13 protein-coding genes and 1 tRNA gene are annotated in these 15,728 nt (G+C 40.1%); 12 read left to right on the plus strand and 2 right to left on the minus strand.

Annotated elements, in window-relative coordinates; translation table 11 throughout:
* The 7 genes from OCI93_RS12935 to OCI93_RS12965 all read left to right on the plus strand — a co-directional run.
* Positions 1-2,813: non-ribosomal peptide synthetase (locus tag OCI93_RS12935; RefSeq protein ID WP_261626567.1), on the plus strand; the 2,813-nt coding region annotated here is incomplete at its 5' end.
* 49 nt (positions 2,814-2,862) lie between these two features.
* Positions 2,863-4,413 (plus strand): flavin-containing monooxygenase, encoded by a 1,551-nt coding sequence (locus OCI93_RS12940; RefSeq protein ID WP_261626568.1) that lies wholly within the window; start codon positions 2,863-2,865, stop codon positions 4,411-4,413.
* A gap of 26 nt (positions 4,414-4,439) precedes the next feature.
* The gene (locus tag OCI93_RS12945; RefSeq protein WP_261593436.1) at positions 4,440-5,438 is read left to right on the plus strand and encodes a cupin-like domain-containing protein; all 999 of its coding nucleotides are present in this window, start codon (positions 4,440-4,442) and stop codon (positions 5,436-5,438) included.
* A 256-nt stretch (positions 5,439-5,694) separates the two neighbouring features.
* The gene (locus OCI93_RS12950) at positions 5,695-5,859 is read left to right on the plus strand and encodes a lysozyme family protein (RefSeq protein ID WP_261626569.1); all 165 of its coding nucleotides are present in this window, start codon (positions 5,695-5,697) and stop codon (positions 5,857-5,859) included.
* A 100-nt stretch (positions 5,860-5,959) separates the two neighbouring features.
* A protein-coding gene (locus tag OCI93_RS12955; RefSeq protein WP_261626570.1) for an IS3 family transposase occupies positions 5,960-7,109 on the plus strand; the annotation gives its coding sequence in 2 pieces (ribosomal slippage) (positions 5,960-6,210 and positions 6,209-7,109; 1,152 coding nt in all).
* A gap of 242 nt (positions 7,110-7,351) precedes the next feature.
* Positions 7,352-7,573 carry a DUF1289 domain-containing protein gene (locus OCI93_RS12960; protein ID WP_261593439.1) on the plus strand — a complete coding sequence of 74 codons (222 nt, stop codon included), beginning with the start codon at positions 7,352-7,354 and terminating at the stop codon, positions 7,571-7,573.
* Positions 7,574-7,826: 253 nt separating this feature from the next.
* Positions 7,827-9,890, plus strand: a complete 2,064-nt coding sequence (locus OCI93_RS12965; RefSeq protein WP_261593440.1) for a TonB-dependent receptor plug domain-containing protein — start codon at positions 7,827-7,829, stop codon at positions 9,888-9,890.
* Positions 9,891-10,256: 366 nt separating this feature from the next.
* On the opposite strand, the gene OCI93_RS12970 is transcribed toward OCI93_RS12965, so the two are convergent.
* Both OCI93_RS12970 and OCI93_RS12975 read right to left on the minus strand, forming a co-directional pair.
* Positions 10,257-11,090, minus strand: a complete 834-nt coding sequence (locus OCI93_RS12970; protein ID WP_261593589.1) for a CvfB family protein — start codon at positions 11,088-11,090, stop codon at positions 10,257-10,259.
* The gene (locus tag OCI93_RS12975) at positions 11,087-12,409 is read right to left on the minus strand and encodes a DEAD/DEAH box helicase (protein ID WP_261593442.1); all 1,323 of its coding nucleotides are present in this window, start codon (positions 12,407-12,409) and stop codon (positions 11,087-11,089) included. Before OCI93_RS12975 ends, OCI93_RS12970 begins: the two co-directional genes overlap by 4 nt.
* A gap of 225 nt (positions 12,410-12,634) precedes the next feature.
* On the opposite strand from OCI93_RS12975, the gene trhO reads away from it, so the two are divergent.
* The 5 genes from trhO (at position 12,635) to OCI93_RS13000 (ending at position 15,418) form a co-directional block, all read left to right on the plus strand.
* Positions 12,635-13,621, plus strand: a complete 987-nt coding sequence (trhO, locus tag OCI93_RS12980; RefSeq protein WP_261593443.1) for an oxygen-dependent tRNA uridine(34) hydroxylase TrhO — start codon at positions 12,635-12,637, stop codon at positions 13,619-13,621.
* A gap of 126 nt (positions 13,622-13,747) precedes the next feature.
* On the plus strand, positions 13,748-14,149 hold the full coding sequence (locus OCI93_RS12985; RefSeq protein WP_261593444.1) for a hypothetical protein: 402 nt from the start codon (positions 13,748-13,750) through the stop codon (positions 14,147-14,149).
* Positions 14,150-14,217: 68 nt separating this feature from the next.
* A tRNA-Ser gene (locus tag OCI93_RS12990) sits at positions 14,218-14,308 on the plus strand.
* Positions 14,309-14,359: 51 nt separating this feature from the next.
* Complete coding sequence (locus OCI93_RS12995; RefSeq protein ID WP_261593445.1) at positions 14,360-14,710, plus strand: hypothetical protein; 351 nt, start codon at positions 14,360-14,362, stop codon at positions 14,708-14,710.
* 90 nt (positions 14,711-14,800) lie between these two features.
* Positions 14,801-15,418, plus strand: coding sequence for an FKBP-type peptidyl-prolyl cis-trans isomerase (locus OCI93_RS13000; RefSeq protein WP_261593446.1), 618 nt, complete (start codon positions 14,801-14,803; stop codon positions 15,416-15,418).
* Positions 15,419-15,728 lie beyond the last annotated feature (310 nt).

Here is a 15,728-nt window from a genome sequence, read left to right on the forward strand (position 1 = left end):
AAGAAAATGCAGAGATAACCGTTAACTGGGTGTATGACACCGACTTATTTAAAGCAGCGCGTATCCATCAGTTACAGGCGCATTTAGAGCGACTATTAAGCAGCATGGTGGAGTGGGGAGCGCGTCCTTTGTCGCAGCTGCCAATGCTATCGGACGGTGAAATTAATCACCTAGTGCATGGTCTTAATGACACAGCGTGTGCATACCCACAGGATGCGTTGATCCACACCTTGTTTGAAGCGCAAGTAGAGAAGACTCCGGATGCAACAGCGGTTGTATTTGAAGGAGAGTCACTGAGCTACAGCGAATTAAATACTAGGGCGAACCAATTAAGCGATTACTTGGTGACAACGCGGCAGGTGGGCCCGGACAGTTTAGTGGGGATCTGCGTAGAGCGCTCCATGGAGATGGTAGTAGGTATTCTCGGTATTCTAAAAGCAGGGGGGGCGTATGTGCCGCTAGATCCAGCATACCCGTCAGCACGTTTGGAGTACATGATTGAGGATGCAAAGCTCACGACGATTGTCACGCATGAGGCGATTGATACAGATATCCCAATCACAGCAGCACAACGGGTGGACTTAGATAGCCAGGACATTGTTACGCAGCTACAGCAATGTGAGACACAGAACCGTAAGATTGAAGGATTAGAGTCCACTCATCTTGCATATGTGATTTATACTTCAGGGTCAACCGGAAAGCCAAAAGGGGTGATGGTTGAACACTGTAATACCGTTGCTCTTTTGAGTTGGGCACATCAGTGCTATGGGCCAGATAAGCTCAAGTGCGTCCTCGCATCCACTTCAATTTGTTTCGACCTTTCTGTCTTTGAGTGTTTTGCTCCGTTGTTAGTAGGTGGAGAAGTTGTAATTGTTCAGAACATTCTGGAGTTACCTAACTTAGTTAACTCCGAATGTTTGACCTTAATCAATACTGTACCGTCGGCTGCTGAGTCACTACTTAATGTATCAGGATTGTGTTTTGATAATAAGGTGATCAATTTAGCGGGTGAACCTCTAAAACAGCATCTTGTAGATAAGTTGTATGATGCAGGTTTCATGACTGTAAATGACTTATATGGTCCATCTGAAGATACAACCTATTCAACCTTCGTTACACGTATATATGCGGGAAGCATGAGCATTGGCAAACCCATAGCTAATACACAATGCTACGTACTCAACAACATGTCTCTAGCTCCTTTCGGTGCAACGGGGGAGTTATATATAAGTGGTGCCGGGGTTGCCAGAGGGTATTTGAATGACCCTGAATTAACCGCGGATAAGTTCATAGATAACCCTTATTACAACAGCGGTGACGCAAATAGTTTTAAGCGTCTTTATAAGACAGGTGATATCGTACGCTATTTACCTAATGGGAATCTAAAATACATTGGACGTACTGATTATCAGGTTAAAATTCGAGGTTTTCGCATTGAGCTTGGTGAAATTGAGCAGCAGCTACTTTCATACAGTGATATTGAAAATGTCACTGTTGTTGCTTCTAGTTTGGAAGGGGGGGCTCAGTGTTTAGTCGCTTATGTTACTCACACCGACGCGGTTCAAATAAATGCAGACGAGGATAGGTTACGAAGCTTTGTTGACTCACTTAGGGATCGTCTCGCTCGGGATGTTCCTTCTTACATGGTACCGGCGGCATTCATCTTACTTCAGCGTTTACCTTTGACTCCTAATGGTAAAATTGATCGTGCTACGCTACCAGCGCCTAGCCAGGCGTTTCAGAAAAATTCTCGAGTTGAGCCGACAACAGAGATAGAAAGGTCATTGTGTAACATATGGAAAGACGTATTGGGAGTTGAACAGCTAGGAATTACTGACAACTTTTTCGACTTAGGTGGTCATTCGCTGTTGATATTACCATTAGTTAAGAAGTTGGTAGAAAGCAACATTCCTAGTTTAGAAATACAGGATCTATATCAAGGTAAAAATATTCAACAAATCGCAAGATCTATTGATGAAAAAAGGAAGGCAAAGAAGTCGCATACTTCCACGGTTGTAAACTTGAACCACAGTCAGACTGCGGCAAAAATATTCGCAATTCACCCAATATTAGGACATGTAGACCCTTATAAAGAATTGGCTCATGTTTTGAGAGAACATGCAACGGTGTACGGCATTCAATCACCTTGTATTGCTGGTGAGGAGTTTAGGTTCAACTCAATGTTAGAGTTGGCTCAATTATATTTAAATGATATTAGGGCTGTTCAGCCCAAAGGACCATATCGAATTATGGGGTGGTCAGCAGGTGGATTAATAGCTTTCTACCTAATTCACTTAATACAACAGCAAGGTGATGCTGTTGAATATTACATGAATTTAGACTCGGAAGTTCCTTTCGAGGGTATGAAGTTGACGTGCAAGCAATCATTGTTTTACTTCGTTGAGCAATTAACTTTCGACTGCTTATCTGAACAAGAGTTGAAACAAGTGAAGTTACAGATTGAAGAAAGTGTAACAGAGCAAATCGCTATTGATATGTGTGCAGAATACTTACAGACCTCAGGTAAGGATATTTTTGAGAGCTTCAAGTTTAATAAGCTGATTCTGCAAGCTGGGACAGATTATTTTAGCGCTGAAAGGCCTGTAGTTAGGTTAGATGGGGTTGCTCGAACCGATATTATTGTTTCAAAAAATAAACCCGAAAAAGATAGATATGAAGCGTCTTGGCGCGAAAGAATACAAGGCTATGTTGACTTTACTCGAGTGCCTGCTTGCCATGAAGAATTGTTGGAAGGTGACGCTCTCAAACTTGCCATTGGCAAAGTTCTAGAGGATTTAACCTTGATGGCTTAGCTATCAAGTAGTATGAATTAAGTTGCTGAATTAGAAGGAAATAAAAATAATGGTAAGTAAAAAAGTATGCGTTGTTGGGGCTGGCTTGTCTGGTTTGTGTACAGTTAAAGAGTTGAAAGAAAAGGGGCATCAAGTAACTTGTTTTGAAGCGTCTTCATCTGTTGGAGGGAGTTTCTGCGCAGACGCTAAGTCTAGTAAGGTATATGATTCATTGCTTTTGACTGTGTCGAATTTCTTCATGGCATATTCTGGCTTTCCCATTGATGTAAAGAAGAAAAGGCGATACTGGTCTGCGAATGAGTACCTGTCATATCTAGATCGTTATGTTGAACACTTTGAGCTCTCTGAAAGTGTTTTACTCAATACTCGGGTGCAACATATTGACAAAATTGGGAGTAGTTATAACGTACAAGTGCAAACAGAGCTCGAAAAAGTGGCCTCTATGCAGTTTGATGCTGTCGTAATTTGTACAGGCACTAACCGAGTCCCTTATATGCCTGAAGTAGCTGGAGCAGTAAACTTTCAGGGGGACATATTACATACTGCTGATTATACTGAGCCTAGCCGATTTGCAGGTAAGCGTGTTGTATGTGTTGGGGCTGGAGAGTCTAGCGCTGATATAATCCATGATATTGCAAATGTCGCTGATGATTGCTCAGTTTTGATGCGGTCCAAACCATCAATAGTGGCACGTTGGATAAATGATGAGACCAATGATGCCTACACTTCTTTGGCGTTTAGTGCTTTGGGCCGTAAAGGAATGAATGCATTTATGCGCTTGAAAGCTAAGTCTTTGCTTTTAACAAAGCGCAAGTTGTCTAAAAAAGAGAAGATACAATACCAGTGGCAGCTTGATAGCCCTGGTTTTATGAATCGGTTTTTGACTAAAAATGATGTTTTTCTTGATGATATAGCAAACGGGAATTTAAAAGCGATTAAGTCCGAAATCAAAAATATTACAAAGGGCGCCGTTGAGCTAATGGATGGCACAAGTATTAAAGCCGATGTGATAATTTTTAATACAGGATATCGACAAGAATTTTCTATTCTCGATTCTATCGTGCAGCCCCGCGATTTCCGAGATCTCTATAAACATATGTTTCATCCAGAAATAGGTGAAAATTTAGCATTTATCGGGTGGGCTCGCCCTTCACAAGGAGGTGTTCCTTCTATTTCTGAAATGCAAGCGCGCTATTTGGCGCAGTTACTTTCTGGTGAAAGAGCATTGCCAAAAGGTCAGGTCTTGCATGCGGAAATTAATAAAGATAAAGAGATAGAAAGCAAGCACTTTAAAGATAGCCCTGCTTTAACTAGTTTGGTTGATTACCACGACTATATGAAGTCACTTTCAAGCTTGATCGGGTGCAGACCTAAAGTGAACTTCTTATTTGAGCCCCAATTGACCTACAAAATGATATTTGGATGCCACCTATCTAACTTTTATCGTCTCAATGGCCCTGGAGAGAATAGAAAAGAAGCGATCAAGATTATTAAAGGATTACCGACAGCCAGTTCCTTACGCCGTAATACATGGATAACAATATTATTTTTGTTTTTCAAGTTGAAACAAGTAAAGCCCAACTTCAGTCGGGCGAAGTAAACTAACTATAAGCTAAGAAAGTTTTAATGGATGAGCGAAGCGAATATGTGCTTTGCCGTCACGCAAAGGATGTAATTTATATGAAAAAATTGAATTGTTTCTATGATTGGGCTTCTCCTAGACAAGCGCTTTCTGTTGTAACTGAAATGTCAGTAGATGTTTTTGAGCAGCAAGGTTTCAAACCTTTTATTTTTGAAAACCCTACGGTAAGCAAAGAGTGTGACAATCTGATCTCTATTTTGCACGACGGTAAAATGGGGCACGAGAAAGTCGAAGTATATGTCTCTGCTGACGGGACCTTTCCAGGTGGGACCATGCCTGAAGGCCAAAAGAATCATTCTTGGAAATCAATGACTCTGAAGGAGTGTATGCAAAGAATGAAAGGGGAGTTCGGAAGTTACTTTCATAGCAAGCATGAAAAATACTATATTTATCAAGGGCATGAATTTTTGTTGACTTACCTTCCAGATGCCATTGATATTACTCGTTATATACCTGGTGGCAATGTGAGTTCTAAGAACTTTTGGCTCAGCAGCCCTGGAAACATAACTCCAATCCACTACGACATGGGTGATAACTTATTGCTACAGTTAATGGGAAGGAAGAAAGTTCTAGTATGGTCGCCGAACAATTATGAACGTTTAAGTCTCAATCCGATGGGTGGGTTATACAACCGCCAAAGCTCAATTGATCATTCAAACTGCCGTGGTGATGCTGAGAAAATGCTGGAGAACTTACCGGTATATGAGCATTATCTTGAAGCTGGTCAGGCACTGTATATTCCTTTTGGTTGGGCTCATGCAGTGCAAACAGAGACATTGTCTGTTTCGGTAAATTATTGGTGGGATGCTGATTTTATGTCAACGTTAATGCAGACTATGCAAGCGCCCATTCCAGCCGAAGAAAAAGAAATACAAATTGCAGGCAGCATTGGCAGAGTAAGGCCGGAGTTACTTGGTATGCTCGAAGGTATGAAAAATGATGGTAGCATTCAGCACATAATGGATGAGCTTACAGCAGGTTAGATACTCAATAAATAGAGTACTGATAAACAAGCAAACCAATGGCACTGTTGGTTTGCTTGCTAAGAAAGTGCATCACTTACCATATATGAATGTAAAAAACATACTGCCTACACATGTCTTGGCGGTAAATTAACAATAGGCGTGGGTCGTAACCTAGAAGATAGAGGCTTATGATATAAAAAACACTTATGCTGAGCTTAGCCGACGTTTTAAAGGGTTTTCAGAACTAGACGATATAGGCCGGGTATTGGTTGATATGGGTTTTAACTTAGGCATGGCAGGGTTATTCAAGTTTAAGCGTATGTGTGCAGCACTAGATATTAAAGATTACGATAAAGCAGCAGTTGAAATGCTTGACAGCCGTTGGGCTTGTCAGGTTGGACATAGAGCACATCGATTAGCTGATATGATGCGTGGATAATAAATAAAGTGGCTCAAATCATTGGCTTTATAATTATGAGCTGCTTTAATCAAGCAGGACACTTTAATAATGGAATATAATCCAATTATTGAGGTGTTAAATGACAAAACGAACAAACAGAAGTTACACAGCAGAATTTAAACAAGAAGTTGTGGCATTAGTAACCGAGCAAGGTTACAGCGTACCCAAGGCAGCAGCGTCTTTAGGTATTACTGATAAATTACTTTATAACTGGAAAACCAAGGTTGAAGCTGAGCAATCTGGAGCCAGTTTAAGTGCTGATGAGCGAGCTGAGCTTTTAAGGTTACGCAAGGAAAATAAAGAACTTAGGATGGAAAAAGAAATCTTAAAAAGGCCAGCGCCCTCTTGCTAAAGGAAACCAAGTAACGTTTAAAACGATTAAGCAGTTATCTTCGGTGTTTCCTGTAGTTAAGCTCTGCAAAGTGATGAAAGTAAGCCGCAGTGCTTATTATGCTTGGCTTAAACGACCAGCAAAGGTTATTACTGTAGAGCAGCTTAATTTATATCGAAAGACAAGGCACTTCTTTGTGAAAAGCAGAAATAGCTTAGGCTACCGAGAGCTTAGAAAGAAACTACGCAGTGAGGGCTTTAACGTCAGTGATTATGGCGTTCAGAAATTAATGGCAACACTTGGTCTAGTAGTGACTCAACGAGTGGCTTACAAGGTAATAACCAAACGTAAACACAGTGATGCCGTTGCAGATAATCTGCTGAACCAGAACTTTAACCTTGTTGCACCCAATCAGGTGTGGGCTGCTGATGTAACGTATTTGAGAACTGGCGAAGGCTGGATGTATTTAGCCATTGTCATGGACTTATATTCTCGTCGTATTGTGGGTTGGCATATTGATAAACGCATGACGACTGATTTGGTAAGCAAGGCAATGATGAAAGCTTATAACTTACGTCAGCCACCAAAAGGCTTAGTATTTCACTCTGACAGAGGGTCACAATATACCAGCAAACATTATCGTAAACTGTTAGCTAACTATGGCATAAGAACTAGCATGGGTGATGTCGGTGCGTGTTGGTATAATGCGGTTGTTGAACGATTCTTCGGCAGTTTAAAACATGATTGGTTGTTGAAAGTACCACAGCCAACTCGTGAGCATATGAGAAATGATGTAACGGCGTATATGCGCTATTACAACTTAGAACGACTTCATATAACTAATGATGATCTGTCGCCAGTAGAGTATGAGCAAAGTTCCTTAAGAAAAGTGTCCTGAATTAGTTGTGCAGAACAGTATTAAAGCGCGACTGTATTGTGACCAATTTCTGATTTTCTTTTTCATGTTAATCGTTGGGCTAGTGAGTTTGATGATCAGATCGCACTAAGCTTGAGAAGTTCCATGATTTAGAAACAACGCCAGTTGACGATATAAAAAAGTCTTTTAGCTTTTTTATATCGAACAGACAAAACTTGTCGGTTTCTTGTCGATCTCTTATATTTAATTTCAGAGGAAGACACATGAATAATAGAGAAACTAAATCTACCATACCAATCACTTCGCCATGTGTACGCAATTGTTGTTTAGACGAACATGATATTTGTTTAGGGTGTTATCGCACGTTAGATGAAATATTGGCATGGGGAAGTGCCAGTAATGAGCAGCGTGCATTAATATTATCCCGTTGTGAAAAACGCTGTCACAATGAGAGTCACTCCGATCACGATAAGAAAGGTATTTAAGTGAATTCAAATCTACTTCATATCTAAAGTTATGGCCCTGAAGCTTAAGAGAATCTGCTCATTTAAATAACATGCATTCAGCAATATCTTGTAGTTGTAATAAAGCAACTCGACCTTAAGTTCTACACTGTCTAGGGTTTCTGCGTTAGGTTGTTATATTTAACCAAGTTGATTCTGGCTGTTTATATAGACTATCGACTATTAAAATTTGTACTATACTTTTTTTCAAAATACGTCATCGAATTAATACTTTATGAATTTTCGTTGTATTTCAGTAATAGCTGTTATCTATGTGGGTTTTTCTAACGCACAAACTCAAAGTGTTGAGCAAGGCTCGCTGTTTTCATTAGCATTTGAGGAGCTATTAGAGTTAGAAGTATCAGTTGCTGCAAAAAAGAGTGAACCTTGGTTATCTTCATCGGGCACGGTATACGTTGTGAGTCGAGCTGACATAGAAAGCTATGGTTGGCGAGACTTAAAAGAAATATTAGCGAGTATTCCAAATATGGACTATTTCTATCAATGGAGCTGGTTACCTGGGGGACAACGCGGATTTACAGGTAATATGTCCGGTACCTTGATGTTAATTGATGGCAGAGAAGTTCAAAATCTACTCGCCAATGAAGCGTTTATTATGAATAACTTCCCAGCAGCGAGAATTGAGCGAGTAGAAGTACTTCAGGGGCCAAACTCCACATTATATGGCGGCAATGCGACTCAGGGCGTTATAAACGTAATTACACGCCTTGAGCAGCAAGACAATGAGTTATTTCTACTTGGTGGTGAAGTCGGTACTCGGCACGCACATCTGCTACTGAACCACAAAGAAAATGATTTATCTATGTCGCTAAGCGCGAGTTATTTTGAAAGTAAGCAAGATTATACTCAAGTGAAAGAGTTTGTCATGAATACATCTGAATTTAGTCGCAGTAGTAAAGATCCATTGAGAAACTTAGACCCAGAAGCATTTAGAAATGATGAACAAAACTATACCCTTGATGGCAAGCTAAGTTATCAAGATGTGTATATGGGCGCTAATGTTAGTAGGGCAAAGAATGTGAGTGGTATAGAGGCGGTAGCCTATGACTATGTAACAGGCGATGATTCTAGAAGAGGTTATGAGAACTATTATGTGGGCAAAGCGATTACAGTAAGTCCTAAATGGCAAGGTACTGTGGAGCTGAGCTACTTTCGAGAATACAAAGAGAAAGATAGGCTCACGACGATTGTGCCTGAGGGGGCAAGTCGCTACCAAGACCTCATTCAATATAATGAGCGAGAAGACATTGGCCCTTCAGACCGGGTGAGGTTGAATACGCAGTGGCAGTATCAAATAAGTGAACAGTCGGATGTGATTTTTGGCTATGATGGCTGGCGTACAGTTATTGGCAGGAAAGTGAAATATCGAGAAATCGATGGGCAGATTACATTATTTACGCCAGCTGAGTGGGCTAAAGAAAAAGAAAAATCAAAAAAACATGCGTTATATGGGCAATACTCAAAGACATTGAATTGGGATAATAAAAGCCTGAAACTAAGCACAGGGCTTAGATATAATCAGCAAGACTTTACTAATTCAGCCTACCTGCCGCGCGCCAGTGTGGTGTATCAAAATGACGACACTCAAGCTGTCAAATTGACTTATGGTGAGGCATTTAGACCGCCAACAATATTTGAATTTGATTTGGTTGTAGATGATGAACTTGAGTCGCAAACCATGAAAATGACAGAATTGAATTGGAGTAAAAGTTTTATTTACAATGATATTCAGTTTGCAAATATTGCAGCGCTTTATCATATGAAAGCGGAAAACTTCTATGAAAAAATACTCGACCCAATACAGGGTATTTGGCAAACTCGTATTACCGGCAAGCATAGTATTTATGGCTTTGAAAACCAATTAAAGTTTCAAATGAATAATTGGCAAGGGCAGTTTAGCTACCGTTATGTGAAACCTGATGATGAAGAGATTGGGGCACAACGGCAAGTTTTGAATGTACCAAAATATAAAATAAAACTCGGGTTGGTTTATCGGCTTACCGATTCGTGGCGAATAGCTGGGTTTGTTGATCACTGGGCCGCAACTTATACCGAGGCTAATCTACTCAATACCGGTGATACCGGTATTGAAAAAGTCGAATCTTGGGCAACACTCAATATGCATATTTTTAAGCAGACCAAGCGCTACTCATATGGCGTGTATATTGAGAACGTATTTGATGAAGAGTATTTTCACAGCAATGGGCGTGGTACATCTCCAGTAAAATACCCACAAGCTCCCAGAAATTTACGCTTTCAGTTTAGTTATACATTTTAGTCTGTTTGATTGCGACTTAGAGGGTGGTAAATAACAGGGTAAACTCGCGAACGTATTTTGAACAATGTAAAAAAGTAAATTGGATTCATTAAGGACAACTAAATAGCAAAATGTCTGCCTTGCCTATATTGATTTAGTTACCTTAGCAAGAGTGTTGCTATCGATCAGGTTTCATTGCCTCAAAGTAACTCACTTAATTAAGCGAATTGATATAGTTCTGTATAACTCAATTATAATAAATAGATATACCCAATGACTGTCAAATATCGTACAAGTACGTTATCTCTTTTTAAGAAGGAAGCTAATAATGTGTGGAAATGACATAAGCAATACTTAATATCTAAGCATTGCTTATATAAGATTGCGCTACTCTTTTAAAGAAATTGATTTAGCTTCAATGTTAATTTTGCCTTGTTTAAAAAGGCCGCCAATGGCTTTTTTAAAATTTGCTTTGCTGGTGGCAAAGGCTTTTTTAATTTGTTCTGGATCAGACTTATCCCCTAAAGGAAGATGTCCGCCATTATCTTGAAGGGCTTGTAAAATTTGCTCGCCTAAGCCAGTCACTTTTTCCATGCCTGGCTTTTCAAGTACGACGTCAATTTTACCATCTTCGCGTATAGATTTTACGAAGCCCGTTAGTTTTTGACCTACAAACATGCGCTTAAAAACAGTGTTAAAAAACACCACGCCAAAGTGCTGTTCATTGATAATTACTTTGTAGCCAATGTCAGTTTTAGCAGCGACGATAAGCCGTACTTCTTGGAGTTTCTCATAGCTTGGTTCTGTTTTATTCACGAACTTATTGAGGTTGCTAGAGGCACATATGCGTTGGCTTGCATTATCTAGGTAGAGTTTGACTAAATAGCTGCGACCTTCTTGCATTTTTGGCTTTTGTTCATTGAACGGTGCTAACACATCTTTATCGATGCCTATATCCATAAACGCACCGACAGTCGACAGTGCTTTTACACGCAACAGTGCAAACTCACCAACTTGGGCAACCGGCGTTTTGGTGGTTGCTGTGGGGTGACCTTGTGAATCTTGATAAATAAAGACTTGTGCGCTGTCGCCTGCTTCTAGATGTTCTTCAAGTTCAGCAGAAGGTAAAAATACTTCACCTAACTCATTACCATTTAAATAGGCACCTTCAGCGCAAATTTCACTGATCATTAATGTTTCAATACGACCTAACATGTTTATTCCTCAGTTGGTTTTGGTTTGCGACGAAGTGGGGTATTGCCATCTATGTTAAAAGGAGCAGGGATGGCTTTTTTAACTTTAGCTTTGGATTTTGTGACTTTTTTAAGTGGCTTTTTAGCGGCAGGTTTTTTCTCGATAGGCTTTGCTACTTTAGGTTTAGCAGGTCTAAAGCCTTTAAACTTAGCCTCTAAACCCTCTACTGTCGCAAACTCTAGCTTATCATTTAGATAATTTTTAATTGCAACAAAGCTATTCCAATCTTTTGGACCTACTAATGAAATAGCAGTGCCTTTAAATCCAGCACGACCTGTACGACCAATTCTGTGTACATACTCTTCAGCTTGTTTAGGTAAGTCAAAATTAATCACGTGAGTAACACTTAACAAATCTAATCCACGTGATGCGACGTCGGTGGTCACCAACACTTTAAATAAACCACGGCTAAAGGCATCCATAATGTCTAAGCGTTTATTTTGCGCCAAATCGCCAGCCAAAGCAGTTGCTTTGATGCCAAGCTCAGACAGTTGCTGGCTAATACGTACCGTGTCGGTACGAGTGGCGGTAAAAATAATGCATTGGCCAACGTCTTTTTGAGTGACAAAATGGGTTAATAAAGCATCTTTGTGATCTAAATGGTCTGCAAAAAATAGGGTTTGTTGAATATCGCCATGCTGTTGATGCGCATCGCTTAAAATAATTTTTTTCGGCGTTCGTAATAAATTACGTGAAGTCACTTCAACTTGTGCGTGATCAAGTGTGGCGGAGAACAATAAAGTCTGACGTAATCTATGGTTTGCTTCGTCATTGATTTTGTTTAGCTGTTCAGCAAAACCTAAATCAAGCATGCGGTCAGCTTCATCAAATACTAAAAGTTCTAACCCAGCAAGCTGAAGTGAACGCTGTGCGAGATGATCTCCTATGCGACCAGGCGTACCAATTACAATTTGTGGGTCCTTGCGTAGAGCTTTAACTTGATCATTGAAATTTTCACCACCAAGCACCTTCACTACGCTGATGCTTGTACCGGCAATTAAAAGTCGACATTGTGTAAAAACTTGGGTTGCTAGTTCGCGAGTTGGTGCAATGATAAGTACACGAGGATCACGCTTACTAAGGGCTTTTTGTTTCATTACGCGATGCACCGCAGGCAGCAAAAATGCTAGCGTTTTACCTGAACCCGTTTTAGATTGTGCAAATACATCGTGCCCGGCAATTGCCGTTGGAACTGCTTGGCTTTGGATCTCGGTTGGTGTCGTGATCCCCTGATGGGCAAGTTGTTTTTCTAGGCGGGTTTCTATGCCTAATTCGGTAAAGTGCAAAGCGTTTTTCTCCAAAACTTAAACGGACAGTAGCCAGCCATTATAGCAAAGCTATGTACTGTACTGATAGCAATAAAGTGATTTGTGTCTCTGGTTTTTGCAATTATCGTAAAAATACGTAAAATACGCGCCCTAGCGCCGGATTTACGGTTCGGTTTATATGCGCTTGATGTTGATGATAAGCATCAAATGCGAAGTTTAAAGCTGAAAATTAGGAATTACTTTATGTCTAAGCCATTTGTGGTTTGCGCCATGTACAAATTTGTGTCGCTGCCAAACTTTGAAAAAATTCGCCAACCTTTACATGATGTGATGGAGCAAAATGAAGTAAGAGGTACTTTATTGCTTGCTGCTGAGGGCATTAACGGCACTGTTGCTGGAACGCGAGAAGGTATTGATCAATTATTGGCTTGGTTAGATAAGCAGCCAGGTTTAGATAATATTGTTTATAAAGAGTCTTACGATGAAACTTGTCCGTTTTACCGCACTAAAGTAAAGCTGAAAAAAGAAATAGTGACAATGGGGATAGAGGGTATTGATCCACTCCAAGTAGTTGGTAGTTATATAAAACCACAGCAATGGAACGAATTGATTTCAAACCCAGACGTAGTCGTGGTTGATACGCGTAATGATTATGAAATTGAAATTGGTACGTTCAAGCATGCGATAGACCCTAATACAAAAACATTCCGAGAATTCCCCCAGTGGGCACAAGAAAACCTAGACCCAAGTAAACATAAAAAAGTAGCTATGTTTTGTACTGGTGGTATTCGCTGTGAAAAATCAACGGCCTACATGAAAGAGCAGGGCTTTGATGAGGTATACCACTTAGAGGGTGGTATTTTAAAGTATCTAGAAGATGTCCCTAAAGAAGAGTCTTTATGGGAAGGCGAGTGCTTTGTATTTGATAATCGCGTTGCGGTTGATCATGATTTACAAAAAGGGTCGTACGAGCAATGCCACGCATGTCGTATGCCTATTACAGAGCAAGAGATGCAATTAGATGAGTATATGGAAGGTGTATCTTGTCACCATTGCCATGATTCACTGACAGATGAGCAGCGTGCTCGCTTTGCAGAGCGTCAAAAACAGATGGAGCTTGCGCAAGCTCGTGGCGAGGGACACATAGGGCATGAAGCTCAAGAAGTTCTACGTCAACGAAAAGAAGCAAAACAAGCTCAAAAAGCAGCTCAGAGAAAAAAGTCAGCGTAGTTTGTAATATACGTTAAAAAGTAACATGAAGCCGCAGCAATTACTGCGGCTTTTTTGTTGCATTTGCAACCAAATGTCATGCTTTCGTATGGTTGTGTTTAGCAGTGAATATTTGTTAGGCTAATTGTGTCTCAAATAACAATAATAGTGATGGACATGGGCAATTTGTTTTTAAAAGAGCGAGAGCGCTGGTGGATCTGGTTAATATGGAGCGCACTTGGCGGTTTACTGAGTGGCTATATTCTAAGTTTAACCAAACAGCAGTTACTTGGTTTTGTCGTTCCTTGCTTATTAGTATTGTCTATTGCTATCTGGATGAATTACATGAAACGCTTCGAGTTTTTTAGAGCATTTAAGATACTATTTTTAGTTGTTAGTGTTTCTTTTACTCCATTATTACTAAATGCACTAATACCTGCAAATGAAGTGGCGATTACTGTTGTTAAGGGTAGTGTATTGTTCGTCTCAGGTTTATTACTTAGTTTGATATGTGCTTGGTTTGCGAAAAGGCCTAAGCAATATTATTGAAATATACAAAAAAGTTAAGTTAGTACTTTACAGCTACAAGTAAAACCACTAATATGCGCGCCAACAACGGAGAGATGGCTGAGTGGTCGAAAGCACCGGTCTTGAAAACCGGCAAGGGTTTGTAGCCCTTCTAGGGTTCAAATCCCTATCTCTCCGCCACCTCATTCCCAAAACCGCCTTATTGGCGGTTTTTTTCGTTTGGAGGCAGTGATGTCAGCAACAGTAGTTAAACACGCAAGTTTATGGATTGTATTTGGATTTTTCTACTTGAGTGGCTTAGAAATGGCCCTGCGCTTAGCCATTGACGGTCAACAATATCCAACATTATTAAAAACACTCGGGCTGATTTTTATTTTTAACTTATTAGTTGGACATTTAATTACCAAATATGAAACTTATTGGCCGATGTTAGCATCTGTTACAGTCAGTTTGGTTGGTATTGCAGGTTTTGGTTATTATTACACGCAGCGGCTTGTTCAATATAGCGTTGAACTTGGGTTAGGGCTGGCGCTAAGTTTACCTTTAGCGACATTTATTGTGCAAAAGTTCAAAGCTCAGTAAGCAGATAATGCGTCTTGAACGCGTTTAAACTCATCATTTGCTATGGTACACTGCCCGCGTCTTATAATAGAAACGAAAGTGAATTAATTTATGTCAGATTTATTTAATACAGATGCTGAAAAAGCAAGCTACGGAATTGGCTTACAAATGGGTGAGCAACTTAAAGCAAATCCTTTTGAAGGCTTAAACCTGCACTCAGTATTTGAGGGAATGAAAGACGCATACGCAGGCGATGCGTTCCGAGTTGAGATCCCTGAGATCCAAGCTGCCTTTGAAAAAATAAACACAGAAATTCAAGCTCGTCGCGAAGAAGAATCAAAAGTACTTTCAGCAGAAGGCGTTGCGTTTTTGGAAGAAAATGCTAAGCGCGCTGAAATCACGGTAACTGAATCAGGTCTTCAATATGAAGTAATAACAACAGGTGAAGGTGCAAAACCAACTGCTGATTCAAAAGTGCGTGTTCATTATCACGGTACTTTAGTTAATGGTACTGTATTTGATAGCTCTTATGATCGTGGTGAGCCTGCTGAGTTCCCTGTGAATGGCGTGATCAAAGGTTGGACTGAAGCATTACAGCTAATGCCTGCTGGATCAAAGTGGCGTTTATATGTTCCACATGAACTTGCATATGGCGAACGCGGTGCAGGTGCAGCAATAGCACCTTTCTCAACGCTTGTATTCGATGTTGAGCTATTAGACGTTTTATAATCACCTAGTAGTGATAACGTTTTTACGTAAAAGCCCAGTTTAGCTGGGCTTTTTCCATTTTACATATCGAAGTTTGCTATCAGTAGCTAATAATTGTTCGTACACCAATGCATTAAATGAATGACCAATGTTTTAATAAAATTGGTATTGTCTGTTTCTTCTTTGTTTCTTTTCTTATCGGTTGCGTAGTTGATTTACTCCTAGTAATCAAGTGCCACAACATACTGAGTTTACTTAATGGCAGCGAACGCTACATGATTGAAATTATAGATATTTACTTATAATAATATAAGTGCTCTTTTAAAAAAGC

The organism is Pseudoalteromonas holothuriae (genome assembly GCF_945859825.1).
GTDB classification, from domain to species: Bacteria; Pseudomonadota; Gammaproteobacteria; order Enterobacterales; family Alteromonadaceae; genus Pseudoalteromonas; species Pseudoalteromonas holothuriae.